Here is a 16,662-nt window from a genome sequence, read left to right on the forward strand (position 1 = left end):
TTCTTTCAATAATTATTCCAAATGCTGAACTGTCGTAGTATAGAAACTATTCCAGAGATGAAACACAACAGCCTTTGGTAAATGATAATCTTAATAGTACAGAATCATTATTCATTGATTCATAGTACTTTGTTCTCTTCTTGGCAGTATTGTAATAAGAATAGCTTTTTATTTCGCCTTTGTCAAACATGATCTTATTTTTGAAGAACAAAGGTTCCATATCGTACAGGATATTGTTGTTGAAATTCTGATCATCGTTGGTTACATCCAGTTCAATAATTCCCAGATTTGTTTTTGATTTATTATTACGGATAAGATTATACTTATAATGGATAAGATCATTTTCCGTTTTCTTTTCAACCAACTCTAATATCTGATCAGTTTTCAATTTTTTCCTTTTTCTGATGTCAGCAATTTCAGATTCCAAAGGAATATCGCCGGTGAAATAATCAAAATTTCCGGGTTTGATCTCTTTACTTTGATCCTTGATCGAAACAGGAAGTACAGGATTGGTATCTTTATTTAAATTATAGATAATCCCATTTCTGCTGTTGTTAAAATACAACACAGAAAAATCACTTTCATTGGTGTAATATTCTATAATATCGCTCACCTCATTATCTGTACCCTGACCCTCTGCCTTTTCGTAAGTAAATTTATATTTTAACCTCTTGTTGAATTCATACTTAAAGAACGCCTTACTATTTAAAGGAGCATGTTCATCCTGTTTGGATGTTTCCATGAATGAAAAGCTGTCCTGAGCATAAGTCAGGGCAGGCAGGAGAAATGAAACAAAAATAACAGCGGGTGCTGTTATTTTCTTCAATGAGTGTATCATCTTTTATCCGTGAAGTTTTTTCCAGATTGCGTCTTTCAGTTCTACAAGGCCTTCTCCCGTTACACCAGAGAAAAATAATGGCTTTCTGTTTTCAGGGAATTCAGCAGAAATTTCTTTTTTCAGCTCATCATCCAGAAGATCTGATTTTGAAATAGAAATGATGAAATCTTTATCCAAAAGTTCAGGATTGTACTCCGTTAATTCATTTTCCAAAATTTTAAACTCCTGGAAATGACTTTCAGAATCAGCCGGAATTAAAAATAATAAGATAGAATTTCTTTCAATATGTCTTAAAAATCTGTGTCCCAAACCTTTCCCTTCAGCAGCACCTTCAATGATTCCCGGAATATCAGCCATTACAAATGATTTGTAATTTCTGTAGTCCACAATACCAAGATTGGGGGTCAGAGTTGTAAATGCATAATTCGCGATTTTAGGCTTTGCAGCAGATACGGATGCAAGAAGGGTAGATTTTCCGGCATTTGGAAAACCAACTAAACCTACATCGGCCAAAATTTTAAGCTCGAAAACAACAAAACCTTCCTCGCCATCCATTCCCGGCTGTGCATATCTTGGAGTCTGGTTGGTAGAAGATTTGAAATGCTCATTTCCTTTTCCTCCTTTTCCTCCCTGCATCAAGATAATTTCCTGCTTGTCTTCAAGGATTTCACCGATAATTTCTCCCTCTTCATTTTTAGCGATAGTCCCAATCGGAACATCAATATAAATATCGTCACCGTCAGCACCGGTCAGCTGGTTTTTCGCTCCGTTTTCACCACGATCAGCTTTTATGTGACGGGTGTATCGAAGCGGAAGTAAAGTCCATTCCTGAGCATTTCCTCTCATGATGACGTGTCCGCCACGGCCTCCGTCGCCTCCATCCGGACCACCTTTAGGAATATATTTTTCACGGCGAAGGTGGGCAGAACCAGCACCTCCGTGTCCGCTTTTACAATGGATCTTTACGTAATCTACAAAGTTAGACATATAGTTTGTGTTGCGGGTTGTAGGTTACAGAATCTGAATTTTTCAAATCCTGTAACTCATGTCCCGATTATTTAATTTTTTCGACTTCAGCGAAAAGCTTTTGGGAAATTTCTTCAATTTCTCCTACGCCGTTTACTTCAACATATTTTCCCTGCTGCTTGTAAAGTTCGGCAACTTCTGCTGTTTTAGTATAATATTCTTTAATTCTGTTTTCAATGATCTCCACATTACTGTCGTCAGATCTTCCGCTGGTTTCCCCTCTTTTCAGAAGTCTTTCCACTAAAATTTTGTCTTCTACTACTAACGAAAGACAGATATCAATCTTATCGTTCAATTCCTCTGCTACAATTTTTTCCAAAGCTTCCGTCTGGGCAGTAGTTCTTGGGTAACCGTCAAAGATAAATCCGTTGGTATCGGTAGGTTTTCTGAGCTCGTCGACCAGCATATCCGTTGTTACCTGATCCGGAACCAGTTCTCCCTTATCGATATAAGACTTAGCCAGTTTTCCAAGCTCCGTATCATTTTTCATGTTATATCTGAAAAGATCACCTGTTGAAATCTGTTTTAAATTGAATTTTTCGATCAGGTTTTGAGCTTGTGTTCCTTTTCCACTTCCTGGAGGGCCGAACAGAACAATGTTTATCATAATGTTGATTCGCTTGCAGCTTCCGGCACTAAGCTTTCAGCCTTTAGCTTTTTTAGTTAATATTTACTTTATTTCGATTTTAATATTTAAAGCTAATGGCTAATAGCCAAAAGCTAGTAGCAGTAATTAATGGTTGATCTGTCCCTCTTCCAGTTGATACAGGTTTGAAAGGTTTCTTCCCAATTCATCATAATCAAGACCATAACCAAGAACAAATTTATTTGGAATCTCTTTTCCGATATAATCCAGCTTGAAATCTTTTTTGTAAACATCCGGCTTTAGTAAGAATGAAGCCAGCTTTACAGATTTAGGACGCTGTGTTTCCGTAAAATATTTGAACAGACTCTCAACCGTGTTTCCGGTATCTACAATATCTTCTACAAGAATAATGTGACGGTCTTTCACATCTTTAGTCAGTTCCATTTTTTGGTAAACAATCCCTGTGGACTCTGTTCCTGCATACGAGCTCATCTGGATAAAAGCAATTTCGCATTCGCCCGGATAGTATTTTAAAAGATCTGAGAAGAACATGATCACCCCATTCAGAACCCCGATGAAAACAGGAACCTCGTCTTTGTAATCTTCATAAATCCTTAACGCTGTTTCTTTTACAATTTCCTGAATTTCGGCGTCCTTCAGATAAGGAACGAAAGTTTTGTCGTGAACTTTAATGCTTTCCATAAAAAATTTTAGTAGTCGGCAAAGTTACGGATTTTTGATTAAAATCTTTTCTACTTTTATTCCGGATTTAATAAACATATCATTTAAAACGAATATCTTGAAATAATTCACCTTTTAAAGCTTCAATTATCATAATCTATTCGAAAAAATCTTCGTTTTTACAAGTCCTTTACGTAAAAGAAATTCTGATCCAATGAATTTAACCATTGTAAAAATATTGCTTTTTTTGTGCTTTTACCTTTGTTTTTTATATGAAGATTTTATGTTTTTTAACTAAAAAAAATGAATAATTAATAATTTGCTATCTTTGTATTTCTAAAACCCAATTATAACATGTAGGATTCAGTTTCTTTCCGATTTATCAAACAGTAGCCAAAGTGCTGCTGATGTTTAACTATTACTAAGAAAGAAATAATGATTTTACTACAAAATATATCTTACGGGTTTCCCGGAGGGGATCTCCTTTTTAATTCAATCAATTTAACCATACAACCTCACACCGTATCGGCATTAGCCGGAAGCAACGGTATTGGGAAATCTACACTCCTGAAGATTATGGATCAGGAGATTCAACCTTTAGAAGGAAGTGTAACCGTTAAGGGTGATGTATACTATGTTCCGCAGATGTTCGGAAATTTTGATCATCTGACTGTGGCAGAATGTTTTAAAATTGACAAAAAACTGAATGCTCTTCAAAAGATCACAAGTGGGGAAGTAGATGAAGAATATTTTGAAATTTTAAATGATGACTGGGATATTGAGGAACGCTGTCAGAATGCATTAAGTTACTGGAAACTTGAAGACCTGGACTTAAGTCAAAAGCTGGAAAGCTTAAGCGGAGGACAGAAAACAAAAGTTTTTCTGGCTGGTATTCAGATTAGTCAGCCAGACATTATCATCCTGGATGAACCTACGAATCATCTCGATCTGGAAGGACGAAATCTGTTGTATGATTTTATTGAAAAAACAAATTCGACTGTTGTGATTGTGAGCCATGACCGTACTTTGCTGAATTTGGTCGATACCATTTTTGAATTAAGCAATCAGGGAATTTCTACTTATGGTGGAAATTATGACTTTTATGCTGAACAGAAAGAAATAGAGCAGGAAGCACTCCAGAATGATATTCATGCTAAGGAAAGGGCCCTGAAAAAAGCAAAAGAAAAGGAACGGGAAACTATAGAACGCAAACAGAAACTGGATGCAAGAGGAAAACAGAAGCAGGAGAAATCCGGTGTAGCGAGAATTATGATGAATACCTTACGGAATAGTGCTGAAAAAAATACTTCTAAATTAAAAGGCGTTCATGCTGAAAAAATCAGCGGTATTTCCGGCGATCTTCGCGATCTTCGTTTTTCACTGAAAAATTCTGATCAGATGAAAGTGAATTTCAACGATTCCAATCTGCATTCCGGAAAAATTCTGATCAGTGCGGAAGACATTAATTTCAAATATGGACATCATAATCTCTGGAAGGAAAATCTCAGTCTTGAGATCAGGAGTGGTGACAAAATTTCTATCAAAGGCTCAAACGGATCGGGGAAAACAACTTTGATAAAACTGTTGTTGGGAGGTTTACAACCGAATGTTGGTAATATTTCGAGGTCAGAATTTAATACGATTTACATTGATCAGGAATATTCCCTGATCGGGCACGAAATAAGTGTGTATGATTTTGTGAAGCAGTTTAATGACGGAGCAATGCAGGAATCTGAAGTGAAAACTCTGTTGGCCAGATTTTTATTTGGAAAAGAAACCTGGGAAAAGAAATGTGGAGTATTGAGTGGAGGAGAGCGCTTAAGACTCCTTCTTTGCGGGCTTTCTATAAGCAGTAAAGCTCCTGATATGATTATCCTTGATGAACCCACGAATAATTTGGATCTCCAGAACGTAGAAATCTTAACAGCATCTATTAAAGATTATCATGGGACTTTGCTAGTTATTTCTCATGATGAGGTGTTTCTGAAAGAGATCGGAGTAGAGCGGGAGATTGTTTTAGATTAAATTGAGCCGTTATGACATGATGATTTTATGCTCCGCAGATTTTGCTGATTGAGCAGATGTTTTTGTTGTATTTGTCATTGCGAGGAGCGCAGCGACGAAGCAATCTCGTATAATTTTAATAGAATAGGATCAGATTGCTTCACCTATGGTTCACAATGACAGTCACAATTTGCATTTTGAAGAATTATATAAAGGATAAATTAGCTAAGAATCTCAAGCAGATTTTTGCATATGATGTAGATATATACATTGTATTTTTTATTGGATGCAGATGTAAACCTTATAGGTTTTAGAAACCTATAAGGTTCGAGTCGAAGTGATGTTTCTCTGTAGTTCGCAAGAGTTTTTATATATTATTTTAACTGAACATTGGGTAGTTTATAATTCCCAACAACTTCTATTAAGTGAGTAGAGTTATTTTTTAGATTATTGAAAAATTTCTCCATATTTTCTTTATAGCCTCTTTCACTTATAGCGAAAAGTAAAACGCCTTTGCTTTCATTAACAGTAATCAGTTTATAACGGTATATATTTCTTTCTGCAATTAATATTTCCTTTCCATCTTTCGAATTTTCACTCATGAGAAAGTCTAAAATATATTCACCATCATTTTCATATATTTTATAATTTACAACCGGATTCGATTGCTTCATTTTTTCAAGTTCGCTTACTTTTTGATCAACAACATCTTTAAGATTGAAATCTCCCTTTACAAATTCGATCAAAGCTAATGTATTGTATTTTTCAATCTTTTCATTGGAACACAAATATTCCTGCTTGTAATAATTTTCATTGGGATGAGAACTCCAGATCAAATTATAGGTTTTGCCATCCATTTTAATTGGGCCGGGAATGTTTAAATATTCAATCGTTTTATTCTGAGCATGTAGCGAAAATGTTACGAAGGAAAGTAGAGCAACAATAAAATTTAATTTTTTAGCCATAATTTTTTGTGTTTTTTGTTATAATTATCAATGCTTAAATATATAATAATTAAAAAAATGAAAGAAGAAAGTAAGCTTGCAGCCTTCAAAAATAAAGATCTCCCGCATATTTTACAGATGAACACGGATATTAATGTTATAAATGCTTTAGAATCCATTGGTATATTTCATTGAAGACATCTTTCCTGATTTCCTCATTGAGAATTTCGTGGCGCATGTCGGGATAGATTTTCGTATGTACATCATTAAATCCATCCTGCTTCAAATGATTGATTGTCTGTAGCACGCCTTTACTGAAATCTCCGATAGGATCATTCTGTCCGCTAATGAAAAGGAAAGGGAAGGATTTTGGAATAGAAGCAGCCCAGCTTCTTGCCGTTGCTTTTTTGTAAATACTGAACAGCGCATAAAAAGCATTATTGGTAAAAGGAAGCCCGCAAAGCTCATCTTCCGTAAAAGCTTTCCTGTTAGCCTGATTCAGACTGAGCCAGCTTGTATCACTGAAATCCGGATCTTTCTTGAAATGTTTGTTATTGACAATATTGAAAAGAGTATTGAGGTAAGTAAGATGATGAGGCGCTATTTTGTTCGCTAATGAAAGATAACCTTTTATCAGACTGATGCCGGCCAAAGGACCTCCGGTTCCTGTAATAATGGCTCCATTCAATTTGCCGCTAGCCCTCTGTAGAAGACAGCGGGTAACAAAAGATCCCATGGAATGTCCAAGAACAAAATGAGGGACCTCCGGATATTGTTGGTGAAGATATTTACTCACTGCTTCAGCATCTGAAACAAGTTTTTCATCGGGTTGGTTCAGCTGGAAAAACCCGATGTCTTTTTTATCTTTTACGGATTTTCCATGTCCCAGATGATCATAAGTGAGTACAGCCAGCCCCCGGTCTGCAAAATAACCGGCAATTTCAGCATATCTTCCGCTGTGTTCCTGCATGCCGTGGATAATGAGTAAAGTAGCTTTTACGGGAACTGTATCAGGAGTGAACAGGGTATGGAAGAGTTTTGTCTCGCTGGTAGTTGTTGGGGAGAAGTGGGATGATTTTTTTGATGCCATATGGGTTGCCTTATTATTTCAGTAGACAATCAAATATAGGAATTAATAATTTTCTTTTTTTACATTAAATATTTGGGGCCGTCTGTCATGATAAAGAAATTTTTATATAATAAACACATGATTTCCACCTCACCCATAAAATAAATTTCCCTCATAATTTGCCCACCCTATTTTTAAAAAGTAATTTTGCATGAATCTAAAATAAAAGTAAAATATGTCAACTTACGTAGTTGTAGGTCTTCAGTATGGAGATGAAGGTAAAGGAAAAATCACGGATGTTTTATCGGCTAAATCGGATTATGTTGTTCGTTTCCAAGGGGGAGACAACGCTGGTCACACGGTTTATGTAGGCGAAGAAAAATTTGTACTTCACCTTCTTCCTTCTGGTGTACTGCAGTGCAAAGGGAAGTGTATCATTGCTAATGGAGTAGTGGTAAACCCAAAATCTTTCATTAAAGAGGTTGGCCAGATCGAGAGCAAAGGCTTGAGAACTGACCACATTTTTATCAGCAGAAGAGCGCATGTGATCATGCCTTACCACATTCTTTTGGATACATACCGTGAAGAGGAACATGGAGGAACTCAGATCGGAACTACTAAAAAAGGAATCGGGCCATGCTATGAAGATAAGATCGCAAGAATCGGGATCAGAATGGTAGACCTTTTAAATCCTGAAATCTTAAGAGACAAAATTGAGAAAAACCTAAAAGTTAAAAATTCTCTTTTTGAAAAATACTACGGAAAGCCAACACTGGATGTAGAGGAAATTTATAACGAATTTTTAGCCATCGGAAAGCAGCTTCAGGACAGAATTGTAGATACGGAAGTAGAGTTGAATGAAGCGATCAGAGACGGTAAAAATGTTTTATTCGAAGGTGCTCAGGCATTGATGCTGGATATCGACTTCGGAACATACCCATACGTAACTTCTTCTTCACCTTCTACAGGAGGAGTTTGTACAGGAGCCGGTGTTCCGCCGACTTCACTTCAAAACCTTATCGGGGTTGCCAAGGCATATTGTACAAGAGTAGGAAACGGACCTTTCCCTTCCGAACTGGATAACGAATTAGGAGAAAAGATCAGACAGATCGGCGGTGAATTTGGTGCTACAACCGGTAGACCAAGAAGAACAGGCTGGTTAGATCTTGTTTCTTTAAAGCACGCTTGTATGATCAACGGAATCAATAACCTGGTTATTACAAAATTAGACGTACTTACAGGAATTGAAAACCTGAAAATCGTTACACATTATAAGACTGAAGATGATAAGATCATTGATTATTTCACTTCTTCAACGGAGAAATTATACAACTACGAACCAATCTATCACGATTTACCGGGATGGAACGAAGATCTTACCAAAGTAAGAAGCTATGACGAACTTCCGGATAATGCTCAGAAATATATAGAGTTTATTGAGGAATACCTGGGAATCAATGTATATTTGGTTTCTGTAGGTCCTGAAAGAAGCCAGAATATTATCAGAAAAGAATTATTCTAAATTTTGGAATACAATATAATAAAAAAGAGACTGTCACCTGACAGTCTCTTTTTTATTATATAAATTATTGGTTTTTGTCAGACGTATTTATCCTTCAGTTACCACTTCATCGCGGTTACCGTCTTCTTCTTTTCCTTCCTGTATCATTTCTTCTGCTTCCGCTTTCTCTTCCGGAGTCGCTTCCTGAACCCGCTCTTCCTGTTCATCGTTGTGATGGTCTATGAAAAATTCACAATATACCGGAAGATGGTCTGAACCGAAATTTTCCAGGGTTTTAAGCTCTTTGATAAAAATATCTTCACTGTGGAACATCAGATCGATCGGAAATCTTAGCAGGCGGTATTTCGCATGAAAGGTAGACACAAAAGAACGTCCTATTCTGGGATCAATCAAATGACTCGTTTTTCTAAATAATATGGATGATTTCGACCATGCTACATTATTAAAATCTCCTACAACAATAACCGGTTCATGGATGTCTTTTACCCGTTTTGCCGTACTTAAAAGATCACCGTCTCTTTCTTTAGAGGTTTCTTCTTCAGTAGGGCTTGGCGGAGGCGGATGCACTCCGAAAAATACAAATGAAAATCCGTCTTCAGTCTTTAGGTGTATTTCAATGCTCGGAATATCATCAGCCACGAAATAATGAGTCTGTGCACTCTTGATCTCAAGTTTAGAGTAGAAATGCATTCCGTAGGTGTTTTCGAGAGTTACTTTATGCCGGAACGGATAATCTTTTTCAAGAACTTTCAAGGCCTGTTCCCAATCTCCATTACTTTCCATAGTCATAAAGACTTCAGGTTTGTATTTTTTAATAAGTTGAATAAATCTTTCGTATTCTTTATTAAACTGATAAACATTGGCAGAAATAAAATGCAGTTTTTGAGAAGATTTATGCTGCTGCTTATGCTTTTTGACCGGATAAAGCGGCGTATACTTCACGAGGGTAACTCCGTGGTGAATGAACAATAACAACAGAAGACTCTGTGAGTACCAGAGATGCTGAGACTGATCAAGTAAAAGCCCCAAAACAAAAGTGATCAAAACAGCATAAGTAATCTGAATCTTACCAAACTCCGGAACCCTGAATATCCAATGGGAATTCTGAATTTTAGGCAATAGTGTCAAAAGCACCAGCAATCCGATTAAAGACAAATAAATACCCCACATAAAATTTAATCAACGGATAAAAATAGTTTATTTTTTATACAATTCAAATCAATTCGCTTTTTAGCTATGCTAATTTACTAGATTAGCATAATTTTCCCTATTTTTATTCTGTCAGATTAATAAAACCATATGAATAAACTTATTGCAGTTGTCCTGCTCTTCGGTACTTTCTGTTTCGGACAGCATAACCAGGAAATAGAAAAACCGGTCCGTGATCTGTTTTTAGGAATGAAGAATGCAGATCCTGAACTGATGAAATCCGCTTTTGCAGAAGGAGCCATTCTCCAGAGCATAGCTAAAGACGGAACAGTGAAAAACGAAAACGTACAGGAATTTATAGCCTCTGTTTCCAAATTTTCAAAAGATGATCTGGATGAAAGAATTGTCATTGATGCTGTGCATACAGATGGCGGACTTGCCAGTGTTTTTACGCCGTATTCTTTCTTCTTCAAAGGTAAATTCTCACATTGCGGAGCGAACAGTTTTCAATTGGTTAAGCAGCAAAATGACTGGAAAATCCAGTATATCATCGATACCAGAAGAAAAGAGAACTGCAGAGAAATAAAATAATGAGAATTAATCTGATTTCATTTTCAAATCTATAGAAATCTGACACACGAATTTAAAAACATTTTAAATGAAGATCCATCACATTGCCATTATATGTTCAGATTATAGAGTTTCAAAGAAATTCTACACTGAAGTTTTAGGCCTTACTATTATCCGTGAAGTTTACCGTGAAGAAAGACAGTCATATAAGCTTGATCTTGCTATCGGTGATCATTACGTTATTGAGCTGTTCTCATTTCCTGAGCCGCCACCAAGACCTTCCCGCCCGGAGTCGTGTGGCTTAAGGCATTTGGCATTCTCTGTAGATAATGTCGGAATCAAAAGAGATGAGCTCATAGCAAAAGGGCTCACCTGTGAAGCCATCCGCATAGATGAATATACAGGAAAAGAATTTTTCTTTACCCAGGACCCGGATCAGCTTCCGCTGGAGTTTTATGAAATGTAAAAAAAATTAGTGGGCATAACCCGTAAAGAAGCTAACAGCCATAATAGCCAGCACGATTGAAGAAATGACTACATACACGTAGTCTTTTTCTTTTAAATACCCTACCAGGGCAAAAATAATCCTAACCAGAGGCGTAAAGATCAGCAGCAATATTCCCAGTTGGATGATGGCCATACCTTCTCCCTTGCATAAAGAATTCCAAAACATTCCCCATACCTTTTCAGAAGAAGAACCCATGTCCAGAGAAGTATATTTTTTAGGCATTTTAAAGCCTTCCATAAAAAGCTTAATAAAGCCGATCAATGATGTGGCCACAGACAAAATAACACCAAGCCTCAGAAGATTTCCTACCGAACGGTTCAGATCCACATCTGTAAAATTCTTTCTCATTATCTGAAACTTTTATTGATACCGTTATACATCATATATATTGATAAAATGGTGATCACAATCGCAAAGAATACTTTTAATTTCTTCGTTTTGGATACCATCAGGGTTTTTGAACCTATGAAACTTCCTACTACGACACCAATAAGTACCGGAGCCACAATTACAGGAATGATCTCGCCTCTCTGGAAGTAGATCAGGGCACTGGCCACAGCCGTTACACCAATCATAAAGTTACTCGTCGTTGTAGAAACCTTAAACGGCAACTTCATCATATTGTCCATCGCCAAAACCTTTAATGCACCGGAACCGATTCCTAAAAGTCCGGACATGGCACCGGCAAACAGCATCATCAGAAATCCCGAAACCGTATTTCTTGCAGAATAACTTTTTAAAACTCCTTTATCGGGGAAAGTTCCGTATAATTTCAGTTTTTCTTCAAGGCTTCCTTTTATCAATGGTTCCTGGTGATCAGGCTTTCCCTTAAGATTGATAATAACTGTTAATAAAAGGATACTTGCGAAAATAATTCCAATGGTATTGGGATTAAGCATTCCGGAAACTAATGCTCCGATAATCGCTCCGGCAGTAGTCCCGATTTCCAGAAACATGCCTATCCGCATATTCGTAAAACCTTCCTTCACGAAAGCTACGGCAGCACCCGAAGAAGTACCGATCACAGAAATTAAAGAAGCACCAATAGCATAATGCATCGGAACGCCAAAACCCAGCGTCAATAAAGGAATAATAATAACTCCTCCTCCCAAACCTGTAAGTGAACCCAAAAGACCGGCGGAAACTGCGCCGAGAAACAGAATGATGATTTCTGACATGCTACAAATATAAAACTATTGTAGTACTCTGCCAAACGTTTAAAAAAGATAAATTTGACGTATTTTTGCAGTTATGAAAACTGAAATGAAATTATTTTATATCATTCTCGGTGCAACGCCCAAAGGCAGGAATATCGAGCAGCATGACGTTTTTTTCGGGATCGCAGAAAACCTTAAAGATCTTGTTCCCGATATGAAAGATTTCTGGAAAGAAGCAGAAGGAAAGATTCATGTGGACTGTTATCAGGAAGTGAGATTTGCAGACGGATATGAGGTGAAGATTGTTGAAAAAACAGATCTGCCATCCGAAGACCAGCTGTACTTCCTTAATTTAGGAGGGTACAAAAAAGGCTTTTTTGAAGAATTTCACGAACAACACCTGATGGTGGGGAAATCAATGGGAGAAATCATTAAAAGGGCAAAGGCTACAGAATTTTATGCGACAATGGGCTTTGAAGGAGCTGTAAGCCATATTGATGATAAGCACGGTGTTGATATTGATGATATCTTCAATGTCAATGATATTCTGCCGGAAAAAATGAAAGAAAAATATTCCATCATCCTTTCAAAATCTGAGGCAGAGAATCAGGAAAACCCAATAGGGCTTGGGTACTTAAAGATCGATAAAATTCAATAAAACTTTCCATTAAAAAATCTAATAGAAAAAATAAAAGTAAGAATGAAAATAGGAATTTTAGGAGGCGGACAGCTCGGAAGAATGCTGATACAAAGCGCACTGAAATACGATGACCAATTTTATACACTGGACCCAGCTTCCGATGCACCGTGCAGCAGTATTTCCCACTTTACGCAGGGGAATTTCAACGAATATGATACGGTACTGAATTTCGGAAAAGATAAAGACGTGGTAACCATTGAAATAGAACACGTAAATGCAGATGCTTTAGCCGAGCTTGAACAACAGGGTGTGAAAGTAGTTCCCAATGCGGCCATTATTAAAACCATTCAGCAGAAGATCCTCCAGAAAGAATTCTATAAAACATACGATATTCCAAGCCCTGAATTTCAGGTCGTTTGGGACAGCGAAGAAAAGATCATGATGCCTTTGCCGTTTGTGCAGAAAATGAATACAGGAGGTTATGACGGTAAAGGAGTTCAGGTAATTAAAACCGAAGATGACTATCAACATTTATGGAAAGACGCTTCCGTGATCGAAAGTCTGGTCGATATAGACAAGGAACTTTCCGTAATCGTTGCCCGAAATGAAAACGGTGAAACCAAAACTTTTCCCGTAACAGAAATGGTAGCTGATCCAAAGTTGAATTTACTGGATTTTAATATCTGTCCCGTATTTCTAAGTGACGATATCCAGAAACAGATCGATTCCATTACTGAGAAATTTCTAAATGCTGTAAATTCTCCAGGTCTTTTTGCCATCGAATTATTCCTTGATAAAAATGGAAAAGTATGGGTGAATGAGACAGCTCCGAGGCTGCATAATTCAGGTCACCAAAGCCAGGAAGGAAATACCAATTCCCAGTTTGAGCAGATGTACCGGGTTGTAAAAAACCTGCCATTGGCAGACACAGATGCTTTCACTTACAGCGGAATGCTTAACCTTGTTGGCGCAGAAGGACATACAGGAAAAGTGATCTATGAAGGAATGGATGATGTTCTTAAGTTACCGAAAACCTACATTCATCTCTACGGGAAAACCGAAACCAAACCAGGACGAAAAATGGGACACATCAATGTTCTGGCTGACTCCAGAGAAGAGCTGATGGAAAAGCTGGTGAAGGTGAAAAGCATGATAAGGGTTATCGCTGAATAAAACTTAGATAAAAGAAAAAGAAAAAAGATAAAGAGCTGTAAAATCATTACAGCTCTTTTTATGTGATTCCAATCTGTCTGCTTCATCGAATCCAATTGTTGATTCCACCTTTACATTCCTTAAATTTACAATATAGTATTAGGCTTTTGCGTAGAAAAGATCTTTCTTATTGAGAAGTTTTTTATGGAATATTAAAGTTTTCTTATTTATTCAGAACCATTAACAATTTACAATGCCTTGTTATATTCTCGAATATTACATTAGATGGTGATTTGTGTCTCTTTGTAATATTATTTTACTTTTTTATGTAATTTTAATAAAAAAATATATTGAAATTAAAATAAAACATGTATTTTCATAATACGAATCCTAAAGTATAAAAGGAGGAGAAACATCAAATATTATTTACTATGAAAAATTTAAAAAAAATTTCAAGAGAATCTTTAAAATCTGTAAAAGGAGGAATTACTCCGGAATGTGCACAATGGTGGGGCTCAGGGCAGCCATATTATACAAGTCAGACTGCCTGTCTTCAATCTCCAAATTATGACCCTGATATTAATTTGGGTTGTCATAATGCTTGTGGACGTTGGTACATACAATAAAGATACCCCTTTGGTAGCCTAAGGTCGGAAGATTTTTCTTCCGGCTTTTTTATTTATTCCTGTCATTTAAAAATCTTCTGGATCACATTTCCGATTTCCACAAAGTCTCCATGGTTCCCTACTGAGCGTATTTCCGGGCTGTTTTCATCAAATTCTGAGAACGGGAAGATTAACAGATAATTATTATCATTTAAGTATTTGTTCAGTAATTCCGGGATAAGTCTCATCCGAGGAATATAGGACTTCATGCCGCGTTTGGCCATCAGGACAATCAGTGCTTCATCTTCTTTCAATTTAGCCGCTGTTTTTTCGCCGTCCTGCCAAGTACTCATAATGATAAACTCTGCTTCTATATTGGCTTTTTTAACAATCTTCTGAAGAATATCCAGAATATTTTCCGGAGCATAAAAAACTACACTGGCACCGGAATTTCTGGCAATATTCCATACCCTCAGAAGCGCATGGAAAAATCCTGCTTCCTTATGGGCATTCTCCGGGACCATCACTGCATATTTCTTTATCGTGGATAGTGGCTGTGCGGCATGATATACCAGTACATTCACATCATCATTCTGAAGATAACCGCTGTAAAGGTTGTACACAAAAGAGGGGGAAAAGCCTTTCTCATCCTCCAGACCGATAATAAGATCGGTAATATTCTGCTCCTTAATGACATTTTTAACCCCATTGATCACATCATTGTCATACCTTTTAAGAGACTGCATTTTAACGTCAGCGGCGGCTGCTGCATCGGCGGCTTGATGGAGAAGTTTTTCAGCATTTTTCACTGAAGATTCATTTTTATCCTCATTAATCACATTCAAAGCGAACAGGTTTTCTGTATTAGAATGGGCCTTGATTAAAATACCCAGATTCACCATTCTCTCCACGGTTTCCTCATGGTTAATAGCCAGAAGGATATTTTCCTCTTCATGGCTGTTGCCGGAAACTGTATCTTCATTGTCACTTTCTGCAATTTTTTGGGCACTGGCCATTGAAATAAATGAAGAGATGGTACAGGAAATAAGGATCAGAAGAATACTTCCGTTCAGTACATGCTCATTTAGCAATCTTACCGGTTCGCCGGTCTCAGTTTCAGAAAGAATAATATTGTATCCCACCATTACGGAGGCTAATGTTGCTGCTGCAGAAGCGGAGCTCAGTCCGAAAATAAGCTTTCCTTCCTCCTTGGACAGCCGGAATGTCTTTTGGGTCATTACCGCTGAGATATACTTTCCTCCGATGGATGCAACGAGCATGATTCCTGCTACTTCCAGTGTTTCCCAACTTTTAAAGAAAACTTTAAAGTCGATCAGCATTCCTACACTGATCAGGAAGAATGGAATGAAGATCGCATTTCCTACAAATTCTACTCTGTTCATTAAAGATGAGGTATGCGGAATCAGCCTGTTTAGAGCAAGTCCGGCAAAGAACGCGCCGATAATAGCTTCCACCCCGGCAAGTTCAGCAAGCATTGCTGCCAGATAAATCATCACAAGGACAAAAATATACTGTGAAATCTTATCATCTACCTTTTTGAAGAACCATCGTCCTATCATAGGGAATACAATCAAAACAATGAGAGCAAAAACGATAAAGGAAACAGAGAGTTTAACCCAAAACTCCGTACCTACATCACCCTGCGACATTCCTACAATCACGGCAAGCACCAAAAGCGCCAGAATATCAGTAATCATGGTTCCGCCGACTGTAATATTTACTGCTTTATTTTTGGCAATTCCCAATTTGCTGACCAATGGGTAGGCGATCAGTGTGTGTGAAGAAAAAAGGCTTGCAAAAAGAATGGAAGTCAATATAGAGAAATGCAACAGATAGTAACCGCCCAGATAACCCAGAACGAACGGAACGGTAAATGTGTAGATTCCGAAAGTAAGGCTTTTCCATTTATTTTTTTTAAAATCACCCATATCAATTTCTAGTCCTGCAAGAAACATGATATAAAGAAGGCCTGTAGTTCCCGTTACAACAATGCTGCTGTCTCTTGCCAGCACATTAAAACCGTTTGGTCCTATTACAGCTCCTGCAATGATAAGGCCCAACAGGTGCGGAACTTTAATTTTATTCAGAAGCAGGGGAGCGGCAAGGATGATAACCAGTACCAACAGGAATTTTAGAACCGGATCTTCTATAGGAAAATTCAGATTATGTATACTCAGTAAAATCATAGGT

Annotated in this window: 17 protein-coding genes; 7 read left to right on the plus strand and 10 right to left on the minus strand. The window is 37.3% G+C overall.

Annotated elements, in window-relative coordinates; all coding sequences use genetic code 11:
- Nucleotides 1-46: 46 nt before the first annotated feature.
- From LC418_RS09505 to LC418_RS09520, 4 genes are all read right to left on the minus strand, one after another.
- Nucleotides 47-838, minus strand: a complete 792-nt coding sequence (locus tag LC418_RS09505; protein ID WP_223558908.1) for a hypothetical protein — start codon at nt 836-838, stop codon at nt 47-49.
- 3 nt (nt 839-841) lie between these two features.
- The gene (obgE, locus tag LC418_RS09510; protein ID WP_111960961.1) at nt 842-1,825 is read right to left on the minus strand and encodes a GTPase ObgE; all 984 of its coding nucleotides are present in this window, start codon (nt 1,823-1,825) and stop codon (nt 842-844) included.
- Nucleotides 1,826-1,892: 67 nt separating this feature from the next.
- Nucleotides 1,893-2,471, minus strand: a complete 579-nt coding sequence (locus LC418_RS09515) for an adenylate kinase (RefSeq protein ID WP_111960962.1) — start codon at nt 2,469-2,471, stop codon at nt 1,893-1,895.
- 126 nt (nt 2,472-2,597) lie between these two features.
- Nucleotides 2,598-3,152: a phosphoribosyltransferase gene (locus LC418_RS09520; RefSeq protein ID WP_223558909.1), complete on the minus strand. Its 555-nt coding sequence runs from the start codon at nt 3,150-3,152 to the stop codon at nt 2,598-2,600.
- A 414-nt stretch (nt 3,153-3,566) separates the two neighbouring features.
- Between LC418_RS09520 and LC418_RS09525 the strand changes: the two genes are divergently transcribed.
- Nucleotides 3,567-5,156 (plus strand): ABC-F family ATP-binding cassette domain-containing protein, encoded by a 1,590-nt coding sequence (locus tag LC418_RS09525; protein WP_223558910.1) that lies wholly within the window; start codon nt 3,567-3,569, stop codon nt 5,154-5,156.
- A 353-nt stretch (nt 5,157-5,509) separates the two neighbouring features.
- On the opposite strand, the gene LC418_RS09530 is transcribed toward LC418_RS09525, so the two are convergent.
- Nucleotides 5,510-6,100, minus strand: a complete 591-nt coding sequence (locus tag LC418_RS09530; RefSeq protein ID WP_223558911.1) for a hypothetical protein — start codon at nt 6,098-6,100, stop codon at nt 5,510-5,512.
- A gap of 136 nt (nt 6,101-6,236) precedes the next feature.
- The gene (locus LC418_RS09535) at nt 6,237-7,169 is read right to left on the minus strand and encodes an alpha/beta fold hydrolase (protein WP_223558912.1); all 933 of its coding nucleotides are present in this window, start codon (nt 7,167-7,169) and stop codon (nt 6,237-6,239) included.
- 214 nt (nt 7,170-7,383) lie between these two features.
- On the opposite strand from LC418_RS09535, the gene LC418_RS09540 reads away from it, so the two are divergent.
- Nucleotides 7,384-8,670, plus strand: coding sequence for an adenylosuccinate synthase (locus LC418_RS09540; protein ID WP_111960966.1), 1,287 nt, complete (start codon nt 7,384-7,386; stop codon nt 8,668-8,670).
- Between the two features lie 87 nt (nt 8,671-8,757).
- Here the strand turns inward: LC418_RS09540 and LC418_RS09545 are convergent, their stop codons facing one another.
- Nucleotides 8,758-9,840 (minus strand): endonuclease/exonuclease/phosphatase family protein, encoded by a 1,083-nt coding sequence (locus tag LC418_RS09545; protein ID WP_223558913.1) that lies wholly within the window; start codon nt 9,838-9,840, stop codon nt 8,758-8,760.
- A 129-nt stretch (nt 9,841-9,969) separates the two neighbouring features.
- Here LC418_RS09545 and LC418_RS09550 point away from each other — a divergent pair, with 129 nt between their 5' ends.
- Nucleotides 9,970-10,410, plus strand: a complete 441-nt coding sequence (locus LC418_RS09550; RefSeq protein WP_223558914.1) for a nuclear transport factor 2 family protein — start codon at nt 9,970-9,972, stop codon at nt 10,408-10,410.
- 67 nt (nt 10,411-10,477) lie between these two features.
- On the plus strand, nt 10,478-10,855 hold the full coding sequence (gloA2, locus tag LC418_RS09555) for an SMU1112c/YaeR family gloxylase I-like metalloprotein (protein WP_223558915.1): 378 nt from the start codon (nt 10,478-10,480) through the stop codon (nt 10,853-10,855).
- A 6-nt stretch (nt 10,856-10,861) separates the two neighbouring features.
- On the opposite strand, the gene LC418_RS09560 is transcribed toward gloA2, so the two are convergent.
- A complete protein-coding gene (locus tag LC418_RS09560) occupies nt 10,862-11,245 on the minus strand; it encodes a DUF1634 domain-containing protein (RefSeq protein ID WP_111960970.1) in 384 nt (127 codons plus the stop codon).
- Nucleotides 11,245-12,075, minus strand: coding sequence for a sulfite exporter TauE/SafE family protein (locus LC418_RS09565; protein ID WP_111960971.1), 831 nt, complete (start codon nt 12,073-12,075; stop codon nt 11,245-11,247). The genes LC418_RS09560 and LC418_RS09565 overlap by 1 nt, the downstream gene beginning before the upstream one ends.
- Nucleotides 12,076-12,160: 85 nt before the next feature.
- On the opposite strand from LC418_RS09565, the gene LC418_RS09570 reads away from it, so the two are divergent.
- From LC418_RS09570 to LC418_RS09580, 3 genes are all read left to right on the plus strand, one after another.
- Nucleotides 12,161-12,712 (plus strand): DUF1543 domain-containing protein, encoded by a 552-nt coding sequence (locus LC418_RS09570; RefSeq protein WP_223558916.1) that lies wholly within the window; start codon nt 12,161-12,163, stop codon nt 12,710-12,712.
- Between the two features lie 42 nt (nt 12,713-12,754).
- Complete coding sequence (locus LC418_RS09575) at nt 12,755-13,867, plus strand: 5-(carboxyamino)imidazole ribonucleotide synthase (RefSeq protein WP_223558917.1); 1,113 nt, start codon at nt 12,755-12,757, stop codon at nt 13,865-13,867.
- A 410-nt stretch (nt 13,868-14,277) separates the two neighbouring features.
- Nucleotides 14,278-14,472 carry a bacteriocin-like protein gene (locus LC418_RS09580; protein ID WP_146897209.1) on the plus strand — a complete coding sequence of 65 codons (195 nt, stop codon included), beginning with the start codon at nt 14,278-14,280 and terminating at the stop codon, nt 14,470-14,472.
- 62 nt (nt 14,473-14,534) lie between these two features.
- On the opposite strand, the gene LC418_RS09585 is transcribed toward LC418_RS09580, so the two are convergent.
- Nucleotides 14,535-16,658 (minus strand): cation:proton antiporter, encoded by a 2,124-nt coding sequence (locus tag LC418_RS09585; RefSeq protein WP_223558918.1) that lies wholly within the window; start codon nt 16,656-16,658, stop codon nt 14,535-14,537.
- Nucleotides 16,659-16,662: the final 4 nt, after the last annotated feature.

This window comes from Chryseobacterium lathyri (assembly GCF_019970085.1).
GTDB lineage: Bacteria > Bacteroidota > Bacteroidia > Flavobacteriales > Weeksellaceae > Chryseobacterium > Chryseobacterium lathyri.

Excerpts from the sequence above, each read along its gene's own strand:
- LC418_RS09535 (WP_223558912.1), bottom strand. The coding sequence starts at position 7,169 with ATGGCATCAAAAAAATCATCCCACTTCTCCCCAACAACTACCAGCGAG.
- LC418_RS09575 (WP_223558917.1), top strand. The coding sequence starts at position 12,755 with ATGAAAATAGGAATTTTAGGAGGCGGACAGCTCGGAAGAATGCTGATA.
- gloA2 (WP_223558915.1), top strand. The coding sequence starts at position 10,478 with ATGAAGATCCATCACATTGCCATTATATGTTCAGATTATAGAGTTTCA.
- LC418_RS09540 (WP_111960966.1), top strand. The coding sequence starts at position 7,384 with ATGTCAACTTACGTAGTTGTAGGTCTTCAGTATGGAGATGAAGGTAAA.
- LC418_RS09520 (WP_223558909.1), bottom strand. The coding sequence starts at position 3,152 with ATGGAAAGCATTAAAGTTCACGACAAAACTTTCGTTCCTTATCTGAAG.
- LC418_RS09525 (WP_223558910.1), top strand. The coding sequence starts at position 3,567 with ATGATTTTACTACAAAATATATCTTACGGGTTTCCCGGAGGGGATCTC.
- LC418_RS09545 (WP_223558913.1), bottom strand. The coding sequence starts at position 9,840 with ATGTGGGGTATTTATTTGTCTTTAATCGGATTGCTGGTGCTTTTGACA.
- LC418_RS09580 (WP_146897209.1), top strand. The coding sequence starts at position 14,278 with ATGAAAAATTTAAAAAAAATTTCAAGAGAATCTTTAAAATCTGTAAAA.
- LC418_RS09550 (WP_223558914.1), top strand. The coding sequence starts at position 9,970 with ATGAATAAACTTATTGCAGTTGTCCTGCTCTTCGGTACTTTCTGTTTC.
- LC418_RS09515 (WP_111960962.1), bottom strand. The coding sequence starts at position 2,471 with ATGATAAACATTGTTCTGTTCGGCCCTCCAGGAAGTGGAAAAGGAACA.
- LC418_RS09585 (WP_223558918.1), bottom strand. The coding sequence starts at position 16,658 with ATGATTTTACTGAGTATACATAATCTGAATTTTCCTATAGAAGATCCG.
- LC418_RS09505 (WP_223558908.1), bottom strand. The coding sequence starts at position 838 with ATGATACACTCATTGAAGAAAATAACAGCACCCGCTGTTATTTTTGTT.
- LC418_RS09530 (WP_223558911.1), bottom strand. The coding sequence starts at position 6,100 with ATGGCTAAAAAATTAAATTTTATTGTTGCTCTACTTTCCTTCGTAACA.
- LC418_RS09560 (WP_111960970.1), bottom strand. The coding sequence starts at position 11,245 with ATGAGAAAGAATTTTACAGATGTGGATCTGAACCGTTCGGTAGGAAAT.
- LC418_RS09565 (WP_111960971.1), bottom strand. The coding sequence starts at position 12,075 with ATGTCAGAAATCATCATTCTGTTTCTCGGCGCAGTTTCCGCCGGTCTT.
- obgE (WP_111960961.1), bottom strand. The coding sequence starts at position 1,825 with ATGTCTAACTTTGTAGATTACGTAAAGATCCATTGTAAAAGCGGACAC.
- LC418_RS09570 (WP_223558916.1), top strand. The coding sequence starts at position 12,161 with ATGAAATTATTTTATATCATTCTCGGTGCAACGCCCAAAGGCAGGAAT.